Here is a 17,783-nt window from a genome sequence, read left to right as displayed (position 1 = left end):
ACGTCCCCAATCCGGCGGGGATTTACGGCACCGGTTGCACCCCGCACGTGGTACATCCGCCACAGCCCCCGGAACACCCCCCTGCGGAAACTTCTACGGGCAACCGGGAAGAGATCGTGTGGGCGATGATCTCGGCCACTCCCTGCACCAAGAGGTTGACCTCCTCTTGAGCGGCCTGGTACTGTCCCACCACCGGGATAGCCCTGAGCCGCTCCTCCACCTCTGCGAGGGCGCGTTCCGCCGCGCGGATTTTCTCCACCGGCGCACAGCGCATCTTCAGGGCGGAGACGCTCATCTGCAAGCGTTTCTGCGACTTTAACAAACTTTGCACCTCACCGTTGCGGGCGATCTTCTGCCGGCAGGCCCGGTAGCGGGCCGCTTCCTCGGACTCCCGGATCATCTGGGCGAGGATCTGTGCCCTTTGGCGAATTTCCTCCGCCGTGTCGCACCTCATCCTGTGACCTCCCGGATCGCGGTGCGCGGTGCCCCCCGCAACAGCCAGGTTTGTGCCCCGACGATCTGGACAGGAATAGTCCGGCCGATCAACTCCCGGGATCCCTGAAGCAGGACCAGACGGTTCGTTCGGGTCCGTCCCGCCAAGATCTCCGGATTCGTCTTACTTTCTCCCTCCACCAGCACGTCCTCCGTCTTCCCCACCAACTGTTCGTGATACCGCCGAGATATCGCCGCTTGAAGTTCGTTGAGCCGGCGCAGGCGATCCTTTTTTGCCTCCAAGGAAGTGTCATCTTTCATGCGGGCCGCCGCCGTCCCCTGCCGCCGGGAATACAGGAACGTAAAGGCATTGTCGAACTGCACCGTCCGAACGAGGTCCAGCGTGTCCTGGAACTCTTCCTCCGTTTCACCCGGAAATCCCACGATGATGTCGGTGGTCAGGCTGACCCCGGGGATTCGGTCGCGAATGCGCTCGACGAGTTGCAAATAAGTCTCCCGGGTATACCCCCGATTCATGCGTTTGAGGATACGGTTATTCCCGGATTGGACGGGCAGATGAATGTGTTCGCAAATCGCTTCTTCCGCAGCGATGACATCGATCAGTTTGTCTGTAAAATTCCACGGGTTGGAGGTGGTGAACCTCACTCGTTCAATCCCCGGGATCCGCGCCACCTGTTGCAACAGGTCGGCAAAATCCACATCCCCCAGGTCCAGGCCGTAATCGTTCACATTCTGCCCCAGCAGGGTGACTTCCCGAATCCCTTCTTCGGCCAGTTGCTTCACCTCAGCCACCACGTCCTCGGGCAGCCGACTTCGCTCCCGACCCCGGGTGAACGGAACAATGCAGTACGTGCAATACTTGTTGCACCCATATTGAATATTGACCCAGGCCTTCACCCCGTCTTGGCGGAGTTTCGGCAGGTTTTCCACCACCTGGCCTGGCCGATCCCATACGGCGAACACCGTTTCCTGACTGGCCATGGCTTGTACCACCAATTCCGGGAGTTGGTGGAGATTATGAGTTCCGAAAACGAGATCGACATGGGGAAACGTGTCCCGCACGAACTGCCGCACCTTTTCCTCTTGGGCCATACAACCGCACAGCCCCAGCAATAGTTCCGGGTGGCGGCGCTTGAGGGGCTTGATCCGGCCGATCTCCCCGAACACCTTGTCCTCGGCGTTTTCCCGGACGGCACACGTGTTAAAGAGAATCAGATCGGCCTCCTCGGGGGCCGAGGCCGGGCGATAGCCCATCTCTTGCAACATGCCGGCCATGATCTCCGAATCGTGTTCATTCATCTGACATCCGTAGGTGCGGATCCAGTAGCGCTTTCCGACTCCCACGGCGGGGACCGCTTGGGCCATCGCCCGGTAATCGACCCTTTGCGATCTTTCGGGACCCGGCCGGTGCCGTTCCAAGGAAATGTCATTTATTTGAATGAGTTCGCTCATGCCGAACGACCCCTTTCCAGACATGCACATTGTCTTTATCATACCATATTTGACACCACCTCGCACCTGACCGGGCCGGCCTGCAGTGCTGACGCATGAACCGGTGTAGAAAAAATTCGGAGGCAGCTGAGGCGGCCCCGGACTCTGAATCCCTTCTGCCTGTAGGGTGTCCCTGTAAAGGAGAATCGCCCTGAATGACGGGAAAATCCATTTCTGTTGATCATTGGTTCACCAGAGGTTACAGCTCCCCTCCCCCACAGAACGATGTTGCAAGATATTCCTGTTAAAACGCCATCGTCAGCCGCGGAGGACCTTGGCAACGCGCCAGCAGCCAGTCCCGATCCATCCACCCCTGCGTCCAGCTTTCGTACAGAAACTTCAACGTCCCGCTAAAGCCCAGTTCCCGCACTTTCTTCATCAGCCCTTCGGTATGCAAAGCCATGACGTTCACCAGATGGCCGAGGTGCATCAGCACGTGCCAGTTTCGCATCGCCGTCCAGTCGGTGGAGTACAGGTGCTCATACTCGTATCCCCGGTGCTTCTCCGTCAGGATCTGTTCCTCAATGTCCCATCGGTGGCGTGCCGCACGATTGCAGCGGTTCACCACATTTTGTGCCGTCAGCGGCTGCCCGGACACCCACGCCCAATGCGCCTCCTGCTGCTTCCCCCCCTCTTCCCAAAACTCTGTACATCCCACGACATGCACCTTAAGCCGACGGTGCGCCCCGGAAGCCTCCCTGAAATCATAGTCGATCTGATTGATCCACCAAAAGATTTGCTCGCGATTGCCCCACCGGTGTCTCCGCTCGTTGGGTTCGATCTTTCTCAAGCCTTTGACCTCTTCCCACACACTGGGCAAACAGCTTTGGGGCAGGACAAACATAAAGTCCAGATGCAGATCCCGACACAGCGCCATCATCGGCCCGTTGGGGTACAGCCCGTCAGCCACCACCAAGATCCGCAATTTGGGAAACATCTTGCGCAGGCGGGTCAGCAGCCGTTTGCAGGCCTTCAGTTCACTGTCTTGCTTCTCGAACTCCTGCTGCTCAGCCGCATTCTCGCAAAACTCCGTGAGAAACGGGAGGACCACCCCTTGAGGGCTGACAAGGCTGGCCTCCAGGGCATAGGCCATGGACGAGGCCTGGTTCTCCCCGTGCCGACGATGCAAAGCCTCCGAGGCCCAGGGCTGCCCCCGACTCGCCTTTTGGGTGCCGTCTATGGCGATCACGTATTGCTTCTCGACCAACAGCGCCTTCAGTCGTCCCGACCGCAGAAGGCGCTTCACCGTCGCCGTCATCACCTCCTCGAGCTCCCCCGGATCGATCCGTTCCAAGATCCGCTGCACCGTGTCCATATGCGGGATGGTTTCCACCTCCGGAAAGATCTCCCGAAAGTGTTCCCAAAACGTTGGACGCGTCAGTTCCCGATTGGCTCTTCTGCGGGAGGCATACTGAAAGATAAACATAAACAGCCCAAACGTCAGAAGCACAGTCAGTTTGTGCCGAATGCTCCCTGGACGTCGGGGGTCGGCAATCCGCGAAAACTTCTCCATCAAGCCCGGCAACAACGCTCGCCAAACCGGCAACTGGGCTTCCACGGCCGTTTGCCGGTCCGCTCGCTCCTCCTCGCTGTTTCGATACGAGCTTTTCCGATTCGGAAGGGTCCAGGGGTGAATCGACTCGGGATTCCGAAGCGTCATCTCGATTCCCCCCACTCGTCTTCCACAAGCTGTGGAAAGGGTTCGACCAACCGCTTCCGCCAGTCCCGCACCAGCGGATAGACCCAGATCGATTTCACGGACGTTCCATACTCGAAGAATCGATCCTGTCTTCCTCGTCCCGCCGTCTTCCCGATCTCGATCCAGTTGGCCGCTCGGTAGCAAGTTCCTGGATATTGGGGTTCGATAAACGTCTCCAAAAGAACCGGTTCAAACCCATAGCGCGCCTTCCAATCCGCTCGAATCCGCCGGGCCGCCAACGCAAGCGCATGACTGGCCAGATGGGGAATCTGTACACCCGGCAGAATCAGAAACCGATTGTTGTTCACGATTCGTGGGCGATACCGCCTGCGCTGCTCCGCCGTCCATCCGATCCACTGATCCCGTGCAGCCAGGGCCTTCGCCGCAGCCCCAAACAACATCGCCCCCACAATGACCGGTCCGTTTGGCCCCTGTGCCCGGATCCAGTACTGGATGCGAGCCCCGATCCCACGAAGGTACCCCAACGGGTGATACGTCGCCATGGTCGCGTTCCAGTCTGCCCGTTCTTCCGGACGGACCGGCTCCACGATGACCGGAAGGACATCCCGCAGGCACGCCTGAAGCTGGGTTTGTACCACCCCCCCTCTTCGTTCCCGGCACCCTCGGGGACCCTGGGCTCGCAAGGGCGGAAGAGTAATCACTCCTTTTTGCTCGAGTTTTAGAAGCAGCTTGTGGCAGGCTTCGACTTTCAGCCGGCCATTCGGGGACTTCCACGGCAGATTCTCACACAAGGTCGCCGCGATTTCCTCTCGACTCAAGCGGGAAAACCGCTGGACCGTGTTTCGAATCAATTCCAGGTCCGCCTCGCGAAACTCTCGGTCGCCAATCCAAAAGGGTACGTCCATCTGAGACTCACCTCTCGACATCATCTCCAAGGTTATCATCTCAGATGGGCTCAGAACTGTCCAGTCGTATTTGCAATCAAATTTTCTTGAGACGCGCTCTGAAGTCAAGCGTCCCAAGGGCTTCCCGGTTCATGCGTCAGCACTGGCCGGCCTGGGCTTGGCGCCGCAGGCGCACCGAACGGGGAATGGGACTAGGCTGCCGTGCCTTCCGTACAGTTGTCCGTTTCCGCCGCGCCCTCTGCCACATTTCTTATTAGAGAACAATGGAAGGAGGTGCTTGGAATGGCTGCTGCTCAAGCGTACGCCGCCTGCAGCCGAAATGTGGGCCGATGGATGGACTTCCGCACACCCTGGGGCAGGCATCGCGGCATTATTCGTCGGGTTTCTCCCGACGGTGTTCTGGTCAGCGTGCCGCGTCACTATGCTCCCCGGTTTGCCTTCGCCCAGGCCTGGGCCAGCGCTCCGGTGTCCGGGGGAGATGTCAAACAGTTGCATCAGATTCGTCATGCGTTGGCCCGGCCCGTCGACACCTATCTGAACGCTGAATCCGTAGGGTGGGTTGCTCCGGGATACGGATGGTGGTACGGCGGCTGGTGGTGGTGGTGGATAGCCTGGGCCTGGCTTTTGGCCTTCGCTTTCCTCCTCTGGTAAGGAAACCAGACGCTTTTCAGGGTGCGGATCTAAGAGGGTGCAGGCGCGTCCTGCCCCCTTTTTATCCGTTAAATCCGGGACTTGCTGTTCAAACAAAGGGGATTGTCGACTTTTCACCAATGATTCCTGGAAGGAGAGCGGCCGACAAAAAACCGACTTCCCGGAGGAAGTCGGCACAGCGAGAAAGACGTCGAGGCACATTCCTACTTTATGTGGGCCATCGGCCGATTATGCCCCCTCCCCGGGAAGGAGGTCGACACGTGAACCGGAAGCTTTTGCTCCGAGGATCCCACCGACTGCCCCCAGTCCGCTTTCCACGGCTTCTTGCCGCAGCCCTAGTGGGTCTCGTGATCGTATTTCTTTTGCCGGGCTGCGGTACCCAGGGTCTTCCCCCCCAGTTACTGCCAGGCGAACAACTGCGGGATGTTGTGATTCGAGCCATCCACGGCGCCAAAGGATCCGTCGACGTCGAAATGTATGAACTCGGAGACCCCGCCGTGGTGACCGCACTGGCTGAGGCCGCCGCCCGGGGCGTTTCGGTGAGGGTCATCGTGGATGCCAGTGAACCTCACAGCCGGGAGGCCGCGCAACTTCTCAAAGGGACCGGTGTCCAGCTTCGAAAAGCGGACGTGCCCGGCGGAATCGATCACGCCAAGATTCTCGTCACCGATGGCGGATGCGTCATTGGCAGTGTCAACTGGGGCCCCGGATCCTGGGCCAACCACGATTTTGCCTTGTGGATTGCCGACCCCCTGCACCCCGTCTGCCAGGAGTCAAAAAGTCACCTCGACCGGGACTGGTCGGGGCGGATCGGCCAACGGGATGAGGCGGGTTCTTGGACCTACTCCGGAAAACCCGCTCGGAACCTGCTGCTCGCCCTGATCTCAGAAGCCCGCTCTTCGATCTATGTGGAGATGTTCGACTTAAACGATGAATCCCTGCTCGCAGCACTGGGGGAGGCGGCCCGAAGGGGCGTCGGGGTGCACGTCCTCCTCGATCCCCGCCAGCCCGATCGGGCGGTGGCACAACGCCGTCTTCTCCAGGATGGGGCCGATGTGCATCTGTACCGAAGTGCCGGGGAACGACTGCATGCGAAAGCTGCGGTGATCGATCAAGATGTCCTCGTCATCGGCAGTGCCAACTGGACCCGGAGGGCGTTTGAGGTCAATCACGAATGGATCGTGGCACTCCGCGCGCCGCAGGCCGCCCGGAAACTGGTGGACGATTGGCACATTCAGATTCGCCGAATCCGGTGAGATGCCCCTTGGCCCAAAGTGCGGTTTCAAAGATTCCGTCGAGGTAAGCCGGGTGGATCTCCGGTTCATCAAAGCGCATGGGTTTGGCATTGGCTTCAAACAGCCACACGTTCCCTTCCCGGTCGCATCCGAGATCGATGCTCATTTCACCGAGTCGTCCCGCCTGGGACCGATCGAGCTGCGCCACTGCGGAAACCGCTGTCTTGCGGACTTCATCCAGGATTTCTTCCGCCCGGGTACCGAAGAAATGTTCGAGAGCCTGATGGGGATGGGCAATGCGGCCCCCCCAAGGGACGTGCGTGGTTATGCGATCCCGTCCCGCCGCCCGGGCTCCGATCCCCGTGAGGCGCCAACGCCCTGCCGAATCTTTTTGCCAAAGGGTGCGGAAGTCAAAGGGATTTCCCCGCCAGGTTGCGAGAGCAATTTGGCGTTGGGCGAGATAGTGTCTTCCCCGGGTGTATCGACGGACAAACGCGGAGCACCGCTCAAAACTTCCCCGATCTTTGCTCACTCTGCCGCGGCGCTGCCAACGCCAGGCCCAGACATTCCGGGATGCCCGATGGATTTCAATGATCCCCTCTCCTGCCCGGCCGTCGCAGGGTTTCAGAAGCCAGGGACCTCCTTCCAACATTAACTGGTAAGGCTCAAAGTCCAGTTGGGTCCCGGGAACCCGCTTGGCCAGATCCGGACGGGCCAGCCAACTCCGGATCACCTGGTCTTTCGAGAAAAATCCCGGATTCCACCCCGGGATGCCCCACAGGCGCAATTGCTCCAATGCGGAAAAAAAGGATGGCTGCGCCTCAAAGCGGCGGTGGGGCACCCGGTTATACACGGCGTCCGCCCCTCGAAAGGGCCGCATTACCCAGTTTATTCCATTCCACTGATAATCCCGAGGTGAGGAGTGCAACAGACCTCCAGGAGTGACGATAGATATTTTCCAGCCGCGTTTTTCCCCGGCTACGGCGAGTTCCCGACACAGCCGGAGATTGCCGAGGGGCCGCCCGTGCCTTTCCCAGAGGAGAACGGCCAGTTTCATTCGGTCATCCCCCTCGGGCTCCGGCTCCACCTGGAGGCATAGTCGATGACCATTTGTGCCCACTGCGTGCGTCGGCCTTTCAATTCCGGATGATGGAAAATATGATGTCCGGGTTTGGCGTTGGCTTCGAACATCCACAGGCGACCTTCCGTACAAATTCCCATGTCAAGCCCCATTTCGCCGAAATTCCCTCCGACAACCCGTTCCAGGCTCCGGGCCACCGCGCAACCTACGTCAGAGAAGCGATTCAGCCAGGTATCGCTGTCATGAGCGAACCAATGGCTGAGTATTTCCTCTGCGGGCCAGACCTTGCCGCCAAACCGCACGTGGGTGGACAGCGCCTCGGGATGTGCCCCTTTCCCCGCAGCGGCCACCATCTTCCAGCACCCGTGGCGGTCCTTCTGCAGGTGTACGCGGAAATCCACTTTCCGCCCGTGATAAGTTTTTAACTCGATCTGCTCCTGGAGCAAATACGCCCGGCGACCGGAAAGAACAGTTAATCTATGAATCAAGCGTTCCTGGCTGACCACGGTCCGCTGGACCCGGCCTTCCTGTTGGGTGCCGATTCGCCAACCGTCGGGATGGGGTTCGCAAAAAACCAGCCCCTCTCCCAAACTTCCGTGAACGGGTTTTGCAAAAAACGCTCGACCGGCCTGCACCCAAGCGGCGATCGCTCCCGAATCCCCCATTCGCTCGGTCCGCGGCAGGAATCGACGAAGGCAGGAAACCCGGCGGAGGATGCGAAACGTGCTCCATTTGTCTAAGAAACCGGAATTAAACACCGCGATGCCCCGCTGTTCGGCTTCGGTTTTCACCTGTCTCACCGGTGCCAGGTCTTCCTCCCACCGGTGAGGAACCCGGTTATAGATCACATCGGGCAGGGGCCACCACTGCCAATCCACCCCTGTTCCCGGCCTCCACCTCCGGCCGCCCCGAACCCGGCCGTGCTGCCAGTCAATTTCATCGGCATAACACACGTAGACCGGCATGCCCTTTTGATTCCCCGCCCGGAACAGCGCAGGCGCCCACCGCGGAATTCGCCGACGTCCCGCATCCCCGGCCTTGGCTCCGATGAGGACCGCCAGAACCGGGCCAAGATCAAGAACGCCTCGAACTTGTCGGGGCTTGTGGCGGGAAGGAATGGGGATCCGTTCCTGGGTATCCGGCCAGTTCCATATCACTTCGACGGAGTTGCCCGGGTTGCGGGCATAATCCACTTGGGCCGGCCCCCGCCAGTGGCCGAATCGCAACTGGGTCATCTCCCCAGGGGCGATCCCGAGTTCGCGTGCCCACGGGAGCGGAAGCGTGACGATCACCGCCTGCCCCATAGCTGACCCCTCCTTTTCCCGATCCCGTCATCGAGCCGCGGCCCTAGCCCTGACCCTTCGTTTTGGTATCGAAATATCCCACGTTTCTCGGATGTCCACCGATTCATCCCATGTCAGATCTTGCTCAATCATCCAGGGAATGACCGACAGATATTCTTCATAGGTCTCGAATAGGGAAGAACGTTTTAGGCGCTCCCACATCGAAAAAAATACCGGTTTCAGAACGGAACGATTTCCCGTGTAAAAGGCTTCTTGAACCTCTGGGTCGAGGAAAGGCCATTCGGTCACATGCTCGAACTCCCGAGCCGCGATGTCGGCGAGACATAACACGGCGGTGGAGATTTCCGGGGAGACGAGCCAACTGCCCGGCGTCCGATACTCGAACCCACCGTGGGGTTTTCTCCGGATATCCCCGAGAAACCCGTATTTTTGCCGGCGCACCCGGGCGGTGAGAGGCTCTTCCAGCAATGCCACCGGAAGGCCGACATAAGTGTCGAGCATGCGCACCAATCGGCTGCCGGGCGGCACTCCGCTGAAATGAATATGCCCGCCGATGGGAAAACCCCGAAAGGGCATCGATCCCGCTACCCACTTAATTTTTCGCGAAGGGCAGAGCTGGGCGGCTTCCGTCAATGCACTCCGGATATGTTCGACGAGTCTCAGCGGTGAGGTGGCGGCCGGCGGTCGAATTTCCGCCAAGGGTAAAAGACCGGCATCCCCATGCAGTGTGCGATCGTCGCATCCCACTTCGCCCTTTCGTGGAAAATAACGGGACGCCGGCACGATTTTGCCCGTCTTTCCCCGGAGCATAAACTCCAGGTCCGCCCCCAACATCAATCGAGCCGAACCCCGGGGCCTGGCGAGGGTTTCTACATACCGCGCAATTCCATCCTTGAACAGGTCCAGAAGCCGGCCGGTCAAGACCGGGGTGGGGGATACGTCCAGTACGAACAGGCGCCCCTTTGGACCAACCCCCAGGCTCACCAGGCCAAAATCCAACCCAAGGGCATGGGTGGCTCGCAGCGCCAGCCGGCAGGCGCGAATGGTCTCTCGGTCGGCATCCTCCGGGATTTCCACGTAATCATCCCGGATTCGGCTCAGTCGCTTGTTCAACCAGATATTGCGGTCTTCCGAGCGAAAACAAGACAGGATTGCGTGGTCGAGAACCGGAATTCGGTATTGGCGGATCAGATTCAACCGCCGGATCTCCGATTCCGGGGACTCCTGTGGGGTATGAATGCCGTAGCGGGCCAACAGCGTCCAGATCCGTTCCCGCACCGAAGCGTCGGCCAAAGCCCGGCGACCGTTCAGAACGACTCCCGGAGGGTCCGGAGCATCCGTCAGGCCCCATCGAATGGTCACCTCGGGCTCCCGGACAGACTCCCGGTCTTCAAACCTCTGTGACAATAGCCGTTCCAGCCGTTTTGCCGAAGCCTGGCCGGCGTGGATGACGGTGACTGGCACGCGGTTCCCCCCTTTCCCACGTCCGCCGGACATTCCGGCCCAAAACGCCGGCCGCCTTCTCGACGGCCGTCAGGGAGAAAACCCGGCGAGAGATTTTGCGTAAGCGATTGGGCGGAGAAACGATCTCTCGAGCAGCCGTTCATCGCCTTCGTCGGTATCCGGAGATTTCCACGGCTTTGCGTTCACCTCGATAATCCAAACACCACCGCGGTCGTCCACCCCGAGATCCACACCCATCTCCCCCAATTGAAGGCCCGAGCTCTCCTCCACCACTTGCGCCACGTGGTGGGCCGTGCGAGTCAACCGCCGCACCAACCCGCGCTCCGCCGAAAGACCCAAAGCCATGTGAGGTAGCACTTTTTCCACTCGCTCCGCCCGCCCCCCGGCGGCCAGATTCGAAGCCACCTCACCGGGATGTGAGATGCGCACGAACATTTTGGTGCGCTTCCAGGCCCGGGACTCGTCTTTTTGCATCAATGCCCGAACGTCCCACACCCGGCCTTCGAGGGAAGGAATGGGAATCGTTTGTTGCAGAATATAGCGCCGCCGCCGGAAGAAACGATGATGCTGTTCAAACCACGCCCGGGGATCCTTGGCGATCCCGGTCTCTGTCCGCCCGGGACCCTTACGCCAGCGGTACAAGGCCTGCCCATTGACTGCCAGTTGCACCCGGACCAACCCCTGCCCCAGACTCCCCCGGGCCGGCTTCATGTAAATGTCCCCCCATTCTGTAAGAAATTCTGTCCCTTGGCCCGGCGCCCGGTAAAGAGTGGTGGCCGGGAGTTGGCGGCGGGTGCGGTCATCGGCGGAGAGCCATTGGAACATCGTCCATTTGTCAAAGAAACCCGCGTTAAAATAGCGCGGGTACAAAAGCCGGATGAGCTTGTTCCTGGATTCTTTGACATCCGGGCGGTCCTCAAATCTGCGAGAAACCACCTGGTCGTAAACCACATCCGGCAAGGGAAATGTGCCCATGGTCCATTTTTGTTCGTCATTCCAATAAACTCCCCGGACCGTACCCTTGGTCCATTGAATTTCTAAGGGAGAAAAGACGTAGGTCAAGACGCCCAGCGTCCGTCCAGCCTCGGACAGCCGTTCAAACACTGGCACCTGAGCTCCGCTGAGCTGCCCTTTTTTCCGGCGAACTCTGGCCATGATGGCCAGCAGTGGACCGATCCGCAGGAGGTTTTCCGCCCCGTCCCACAGAACGTGGACGTCCAACACGTTTTCGTCGGGCAAAGATAAGATCTTCCAGATGTTGCCTGACAGGTGTATCCCGCTTGCTTCCTTCATCGGAACGAGCCGGGCGATGGTCTCATGGTGACCGTGTCGCAATGTCACCTCCGACCGGCCTCCACAGAGCAGGGTATCCGGAACGGTCAATATCCCCTGTAAACCTTCCGCCCGGTGCACCATTAAACGGGTCACCTGCACCACAGGTCATCACTCCTCCGATCGGCCGGTTCTCTCTTCGGCCAGATCCGCCGTCATGTACCCAGTTGCGTATTTAACATATTCGAAGGGCTTTCGAATTGACAATTGGCGCAAGGCTGGATCGATTTGTTTCAGAGTCGATCGACCCGGACGCGGATTTACATCCAATATCCACCATTTACCGCTTCTTTCCAGCAACAAATCGATCCCGAGTTCCACCAGGTGGGGGAACGACTCGCCCACTGCTCCAGCCACCGATAAGGCCAGGGCAGTTCCCCGTTCCCGCTCCCCATCCTGGAGGATTTGGTCGACGGGGAGGACCCTCCCGCCCAAGGAGACATTGGTGGGGCCATCCTCCTCCGGAGCGAGGCGTGCCACCACGGCGGTGACATCCCAGGTTCCGGATCCGCCGCGTTGGACGAACCAGCGGAAATCCACGGGGCGTCCGAAAGCCGTCAGGGGGATGCGGGCCTCCTGGACGATGTAAGCCCGGTGCCCTGCCACCCGGCGCCAATCCGACAGGCGAAGCGGAGTACTCCACATACCCTGGGCTGGTCTCGGGTCGAACCGACACCATCGAATCATTTCCCCCCGCCGCTCCAACAGCAAGAGGTCCCGGCCGCCGCTTCCCCGGCGGGGTTTGGCGTAAACCCGGCCAAAGCGAAGAAGAGCGGCCTCCGCCCGGCGGAGAGACATGGGCCGCGTCCAGGGAATGTGATCGCCGAAACCTTCTAAAAGGAGAAATTTTGTGATTCTCCATTTATCCCCGATGTCTGGTGCAAGGTTTAGGAGACCCGTCTCTTTGGCCTCTCGTAACCCACGGGGAGGACCCAAACGTTCCCCCCGCCTCCACAGGGCATCGGGCACGGGGCCCGGTCGTCGTATCCAGCCGTTTTTGCTGGACCACCCCCATGCCCGAAGGCTGTCCGGTGACGATTGGGGATCGAGTACGTAGGCGAGGACGCCCATGTCCCTGGCTCCAACCAGGGCGTCCCGAGCCCAAGCAGTCTGGCCGCCAAAGGCGGGGGTGGGGGATCGACGGCGAACTGGCAACCATAAAGCAACGACGGGACCGAGCTCGAGCTGTGTCCCGCCCCATCTTGCATGAATTCGGTCGCCCCGCTGCAGGCCCAGCCGGCGCAACACCGGGCGTGCCATCAACAAGATATTCGGATCGAGAATGTGGGACCGAATCTGAACTGTACAAACTGGCCCCAAACCGGCTCGGATCTGCACGGACGATCCCTGCCGCATGCCATGTCGACGCAGCAGGGGCGCCGCGGCGTAAATCACGTCCCGGGTGTGTACCAGGGATTCGATCCGCAAGGGCCCTTCCACCATGGGCAACACCCCATCCCGTTGCCACCCCGCGCCGGATCACGCCATTTCCTCGGCTTCGTCCTCGATCAGATCCTCATCTTCATCTTTTTTACCGGGCGGTTCGCAGACCATCACGAACAGCTTCGTGCGTCCGATTACTTCTGCCGCAAGCTCTTTTTCCACCCGAACGGCGATGTCGGTGCCGCCGGAGGCAATTACAGCATCCAGGCAGTGGGGCGGCTGAATAACTTTGACCATCACTTCCCGGCGATCTTGCAGACAGTGGGGGTCCAGATCCCGCAGGGGAATCTGCTCCACATAAGACACGGTGTCTTTTGCCACAGCGGTTTCACTGTTGTTGTTGTATGCATACCAGACATTGATGTCCATTCTCCCCCGAACTTCCACCAAGTCGCCGATCAAATGACCCTCGTAGGTGTGATTCATCACCCAACATCCCCCGATGGTGGACGGTCGGTTCGTGGGATGAATCGTGTACGTCATTTGCGAATACCGGCTGCCTCGACCGCACACAGCATCGGTAATGATCTCGCGGCACCCTGCGTCTCTCGCTGTGCTGGCCACGATACTCCCTCCCCTTTATGCCAAGTTGTTCTCTGCAACGCCCGGGGTTGGTGAGGACGGTAAAAACAGGCGCATGTTTAGTACCAATTCTATGCGGGGCATCTGCCTTTGGTGCTGCGGCCCGGTCGTCCCCGTGCCCACGAAAAAAGCCGATCCCTCCGCGGAGATCGGCGGCCCCATTGCTTTTCAACCCATCGGCGTCCCTCGCTCTTCCCCCTCTGCGCCGCAAGCTTCTCACGTTCCCGAGGGACCCGGAGCCAGGGCCTGATCAAAGAGGTCCCGCCAATTGTCCCACAATAATCGCCGGGCCGTTGCCTCGCCGAAACGGGCGCTCAGGGCCCGCTCCAAGGCCGGATATTGGGCTGCTGTTTCCATGCCTTCCAAGACTTCGTCGGTCCCGTCAAAATCCGATCCGAAGGCCACATGGCGATCCCCGGCGACCTCCAGAGCGTGCTCGATGTGCCGAAGAAGATCATCCAATCCCCCTTTGGGCCCGAGAAACGCGGGTACAAAGGCTATGCCCAGTACGCCGCCGAGGTCGGCCATCGCTTTGAGTTGGCCATCGGACAGGTTGCGGCGATGGGGCCAGACCGCTTTCATCCCGGCATGGGTGCACACCACCGGCCCCCGGGCTTCCCGCAGGACATCCCAAAAGGCCGCCTCGCCCAGATGAGCCACATCCACCACGCCGGACCGCTGCCAGATCTCCCGAACAAATCGGCGCCCCAGAGCCGTCAACCCGCCTCCCCGGGGTTCTCCGACACCATCGGCCAACTCATTGGCCTCGTTCCACGTCAATCCCACTACCCGCACCCCGAGGTGCATGCACAGGGAAAGACGCTCGACACTGCCCTCCAGTGCGGAACACCCTTCGAGGCACAGCAAGCCGTATATCGTCTGAGATTTCTCTGCCAGCGCCACATCCTCCCGATATAAAAGAGGACGTACCCGCTCCCCATCCCCCACGATTCGATCGTGAAAGGAGGCCGCCTGGGTGAGGAGCATGTTCCACCCTTCGGCGGCGGGGCGGTCCGGGGGCACAAACAGGGGAAACCCCAGAACCTTGACTCCACCTTGCACCAAGCGGTGCCAACCCGCTGCCAAGGACGATGTCGACCCGTAGAAATCTACCCGCTCGGCGGCGATCCGCCACAGCACATCGGCATGGGCATCCCATACTCGGCGCTCCAACCGGTTCCCCCCCTCGATGTGAACAAACGAAAAGCCTGTTTGTCAAGAGGAGCAAACAGGCGTTGTCCAATAATCATGTTGACATCGGTGATGTTGATCCCTGGCCTCAGCGAGGTTCGACGATCAACTTGATCGCCGTCCGCTCTTCCCCGTCGATCAAAATATCGGTGAAGGCGGGGATGCAAATCAAGTCGATTCCACTGGGCGCTACGAATCCTCGTGCAATCGCTACGGCTTTCACTGCTTGATTGAGGGCCCCGGCCCCAATCGCTTGGATTTCCGCCGCGCCGCGTTCCCGCAATACGCCGGCCAGGGCTCCGGCAACAGAATTGGGGTTGGATTTTGCTGAAACTTTTAATACTTCCATCGTGAGGTTCCTCCCTTGCTGTTGGGTTGAGAAGGACATTGATACTTATATTCGCGGTTCCTTTAGGAAATTCCTTTTTTCAATGGCTATTATTCGAAAAATTCTTCTCCAGGAAACCGGGCCGGATCATGGGCGCTTAAAGGCCGCCCCGTCGGGCCAGGGATGGTCGGGGGTAATGAACACCCTGCGGATTGCCGCACACCGTCCGTTTTCGTCTTCACAATCGATGATCGCCGCCGAAAACTGGCAATCCCCATCGGCCACTTCAAAGCGCGCCGGCAGATGGGTGATCATTTTATGAAGAATCGGCTCTTTTTTCATGCCGATGATGCCGTCAAAGGGACCGGTCATTCCCACGTCGGTGATATATCCCGTGCCCCCTGGCAGAATTCGCTCGTCCGCCGTCTGCACGTGGGTGTGGGTTCCCACCACCGCGCTGACCCGGCCGTCAAAATACCAGGCAAGCGCCTGCTTTTCCGACGTGGTTTCCGCATGCACGTCCACCACGATCCACGTCGCCTGGTCGGCGATTTCCTCCAGCACCGCGGAGAGGACCTCCAGGGGCCCGTCCCATTCCCCCATGAAAGCCCGGCCCAATACGTTGACAATGGCGAGCTGACGGCCGCCAACGGAACACAGCGCATAACCCTGGCCGGGAGCCAGGCGAAAATTCGCGGGCCGAACCAGGCGCTTCTCCTGATCGATGAAATCGAAAATCTTCGGGTGGTCCCAGACGTGATTTCCCATGGTGATAAAGTCGATCCCGTGGTCAAACAACCATTCGGCCAGATTGGGAGTGATTCCCCGCCCGTCCGCGACATTCTCGCCGTTTGCAATCACGATATCCGCCTGGACCACATCCTGAACCCGGGGAAGATAACGCTCCACAGCCTGTCGCCCCGGGCTTCCCACGATATCCCCGATAAATAGAATCCGCACCCTGTGACATCCTCTCTAAAAAATAAGGTAGCCTGACGGCTACCTTATTTTGCGTATTCGACGGCTCTGGTCTCGCGGATCACCGTGACTTTAATATGCCCAGGATAGTCGAGCTCGTTTTCAATGCGCTTGGATATCTCCCGAGCCATGCGTACCGATTCTGCGTCGTCGATCAGCTCAGGTTTGACGATAATACGAATCTCTCTGCCGGCCTGAATGGCATAGGACTTCTCCACACCTTCGAAAGACTCCGCAATCTCCTCAAGGCGCTCCAGCCGCTTAATGTACACGTCCAGACTTTCCCTCCGGGCCCCGGGTCGCGCTGCGGAAATCGCATCCGCTGCCCCCACCAGCATGGAGATCGCCGAGGTGTATTCCGTGTCTCCGTGATGGGCTCCAATGGCATTGAGCACCACGGGATGCTCCTTATACTTTCGGGCCAGGTCCAGACCGATCTCAACATGGGACCCTTCCACTTCATGGGTGATCGCTTTGCCGATATCGTGCAATAAACCGGCCCGTTTCGCCAATTGTACGTCAAGGCCGAGTTCGGCTGCCATTAAACCCGCCAGGTGAGCAACCTCTACAGAGTGTTTCAGCACATTCTGCCCATAGCTGGTCCGGTACTTCAGTCGGCCGAGGATCTTCACCAAATCGGGGTGCAGGCCCGTCACCCCGGTTTCAAACACCGCCTGTTCCCCTTCTTCCCGAATCCGCTCTTCGACTTCCCGACGGGCTTTCTCCACCATCTCTTCAATCCTGGCCGGATGAATGCGGCCGTCCGCCACCAGTTTTTCAAGAGCCACCCGGGCAACTTCCCGCCGGATGGGATCAAAACCCGACAGAATCACAGCTTCCGGGGTATCGTCGATAATCAGATCAATCCCCGTCAGGGTTTCCAGGGCCCGGATGTTGCGCCCTTCGCGACCGATAATCCGGCCTTTCATCTCATCATTGGGCAGGTTGACCACCGACACGGTGGTTTCCGCGACGTGGTCGGCGGCAAAGCGCTGGATCGCGGTGACCACAATATCCCGGGCCTTCTTTTCCGCTTCGTGGCGCGCTTGTTGTTCAATCTCTTTGATCATGATGGCCGCATCGTGGCGGCACTCCCGCTCCACGCTCTCCAGGATCGTCTCCCTCGCCTGCTCCTGGGTTAAGCCGGAGACTCTTTCCAACTCCGCCATCTGCCGGCGTACCATCTGCTCCGCTTCCGCCCGGAGATGTTCGACCTCTCGCTCGCGCTGGGCTACCGCCTCGAGTTTTCGTTCCACGGACTCCGTCTTTCGGTCCAAGTGTTCCTCTTTCTGAAGAAGGCGCCGCTCCAGCCGCTGCAACTCGGTTCGCTGTTCGCGAATCTCCCGTTCCGCCTCCGAGCGAATTCGATGGGCTTCTTCCTTCGCCTCGATCAGCGCTTCCTTCCGGGTGCGCTCCGCTTCCCGGCCCGCTTCCTCCAACATGTCTGTAACGCGTTGTTCAGCAGTGCGGACCTTTCCTTCAGCCACAGCCCGGCGAATCCAATATCCAATCCCGGCCCCGATCAATAATGCTGCCAGGATAGACACCCCATACATCCACACGATCCATCGCCCCTTTGCTCAGGATAACGGACCTGAGCATGGACGCAGAACACACGCCGGCACCTATCCCTTGTACCGGGTGCGGATCGGTATGCTACGGCCGCCGCGTTCGGCAGAGACCGG

16 protein-coding genes are annotated in these 17,783 nt (G+C 59.7%); 2 read left to right on the top strand and 14 right to left on the bottom strand.

What is annotated here, in order from left to right; genetic code table 11:
• Window positions 1-22 precede the first annotated feature (22 nt).
• From BTUS_RS08065 to BTUS_RS08050, 4 genes are all read right to left on the bottom strand, one after another.
• Window positions 23-454, bottom strand: coding sequence for a RicAFT regulatory complex protein RicA family protein (locus BTUS_RS08065; protein ID WP_013075618.1), 432 nt, complete (start codon window positions 452-454; stop codon window positions 23-25).
• Entirely contained in the window at window positions 451-1,905 is a 1,455-nt protein-coding gene (gene miaB / locus BTUS_RS08060) for a tRNA (N6-isopentenyl adenosine(37)-C2)-methylthiotransferase MiaB (RefSeq protein WP_013075617.1), read from the bottom strand. Before miaB ends, BTUS_RS08065 begins: the two co-directional genes overlap by 4 nt.
• Before the next feature lie 283 nt (window positions 1,906-2,188).
• Window positions 2,189-3,604 carry a transposase family protein gene (locus BTUS_RS08055; RefSeq protein ID WP_013075616.1) on the bottom strand — a complete coding sequence of 472 codons (1,416 nt, stop codon included), beginning with the start codon at window positions 3,602-3,604 and terminating at the stop codon, window positions 2,189-2,191.
• The gene (locus tag BTUS_RS08050; protein ID WP_013074943.1) at window positions 3,601-4,509 is read right to left on the bottom strand and encodes a Druantia anti-phage system protein DruA; all 909 of its coding nucleotides are present in this window, start codon (window positions 4,507-4,509) and stop codon (window positions 3,601-3,603) included. The genes BTUS_RS08055 and BTUS_RS08050 overlap by 4 nt, the downstream gene beginning before the upstream one ends.
• 282 nt (window positions 4,510-4,791) lie before the next feature.
• On the opposite strand from BTUS_RS08050, the gene BTUS_RS17935 reads away from it, so the two are divergent.
• Both BTUS_RS17935 and BTUS_RS08040 read left to right on the top strand, forming a co-directional pair.
• On the top strand, window positions 4,792-5,160 hold the full coding sequence (locus tag BTUS_RS17935) for a hypothetical protein (RefSeq protein WP_013075615.1): 369 nt from the start codon (window positions 4,792-4,794) through the stop codon (window positions 5,158-5,160).
• A gap of 260 nt (window positions 5,161-5,420) precedes the next feature.
• Window positions 5,421-6,416: a phospholipase D-like domain-containing protein gene (locus BTUS_RS08040; RefSeq protein WP_013075614.1), complete on the top strand. Its 996-nt coding sequence runs from the start codon at window positions 5,421-5,423 to the stop codon at window positions 6,414-6,416.
• Here BTUS_RS08040 and BTUS_RS08035 read toward each other — a convergent pair.
• From BTUS_RS08035 to rny, 10 genes are all read right to left on the bottom strand, one after another.
• The gene (locus BTUS_RS08035; protein WP_013075613.1) at window positions 6,325-7,452 is read right to left on the bottom strand and encodes a YheC/YheD family endospore coat-associated protein; all 1,128 of its coding nucleotides are present in this window, start codon (window positions 7,450-7,452) and stop codon (window positions 6,325-6,327) included. The genes BTUS_RS08040 and BTUS_RS08035 overlap by 92 nt on opposite strands.
• Window positions 7,449-8,780, bottom strand: coding sequence for a YheC/YheD family endospore coat-associated protein (locus BTUS_RS08030; protein WP_013075612.1), 1,332 nt, complete (start codon window positions 8,778-8,780; stop codon window positions 7,449-7,451). Before BTUS_RS08030 ends, BTUS_RS08035 begins: the two co-directional genes overlap by 4 nt.
• A 27-nt stretch (window positions 8,781-8,807) precedes the next feature.
• Entirely contained in the window at window positions 8,808-10,244 is a 1,437-nt protein-coding gene (locus tag BTUS_RS08025; protein WP_013075611.1) for a putative amidoligase domain-containing protein, read from the bottom strand.
• Window positions 10,245-10,313: 69 nt separating this feature from the next.
• Window positions 10,314-11,681, bottom strand: a complete 1,368-nt coding sequence (locus BTUS_RS08020) for a YheC/YheD family endospore coat-associated protein (RefSeq protein WP_013075610.1) — start codon at window positions 11,679-11,681, stop codon at window positions 10,314-10,316.
• Window positions 11,682-11,687: 6 nt separating this feature from the next.
• A complete protein-coding gene (locus BTUS_RS08015) occupies window positions 11,688-13,019 on the bottom strand; it encodes a YheC/YheD family endospore coat-associated protein (protein ID WP_013075609.1) in 1,332 nt (443 codons plus the stop codon).
• Between the two features lie 36 nt (window positions 13,020-13,055).
• Window positions 13,056-13,583: an outer spore coat protein CotE gene (cotE, locus tag BTUS_RS08010; protein ID WP_013075608.1), complete on the bottom strand. Its 528-nt coding sequence runs from the start codon at window positions 13,581-13,583 to the stop codon at window positions 13,056-13,058.
• A gap of 234 nt (window positions 13,584-13,817) precedes the next feature.
• Entirely contained in the window at window positions 13,818-14,774 is a 957-nt protein-coding gene (locus BTUS_RS08005) for a dipeptidase (RefSeq protein ID WP_013075607.1), read from the bottom strand.
• 106 nt (window positions 14,775-14,880) lie between these two features.
• Entirely contained in the window at window positions 14,881-15,141 is a 261-nt protein-coding gene (gene spoVS, locus BTUS_RS08000; RefSeq protein WP_013075606.1) for a stage V sporulation protein SpoVS, read from the bottom strand.
• 126 nt (window positions 15,142-15,267) lie between these two features.
• A complete protein-coding gene (locus BTUS_RS07995; RefSeq protein WP_013075605.1) occupies window positions 15,268-16,080 on the bottom strand; it encodes a TIGR00282 family metallophosphoesterase in 813 nt (270 codons plus the stop codon).
• A gap of 44 nt (window positions 16,081-16,124) precedes the next feature.
• Window positions 16,125-17,654 (bottom strand): ribonuclease Y, encoded by a 1,530-nt coding sequence (gene rny, locus BTUS_RS07990; protein WP_013075604.1) that lies wholly within the window; start codon window positions 17,652-17,654, stop codon window positions 16,125-16,127.
• Window positions 17,655-17,783: the final 129 nt, after the last annotated feature.

Source organism: Kyrpidia tusciae DSM 2912, assembly GCF_000092905.1.
Lineage (GTDB): Bacteria > Bacillota > Bacilli > Kyrpidiales > Kyrpidiaceae > Kyrpidia > Kyrpidia tusciae.
The sequence above is the reverse complement of the archived record's forward strand: the minus strand, read 5'-3'. Positions and strand labels throughout refer to the sequence as shown.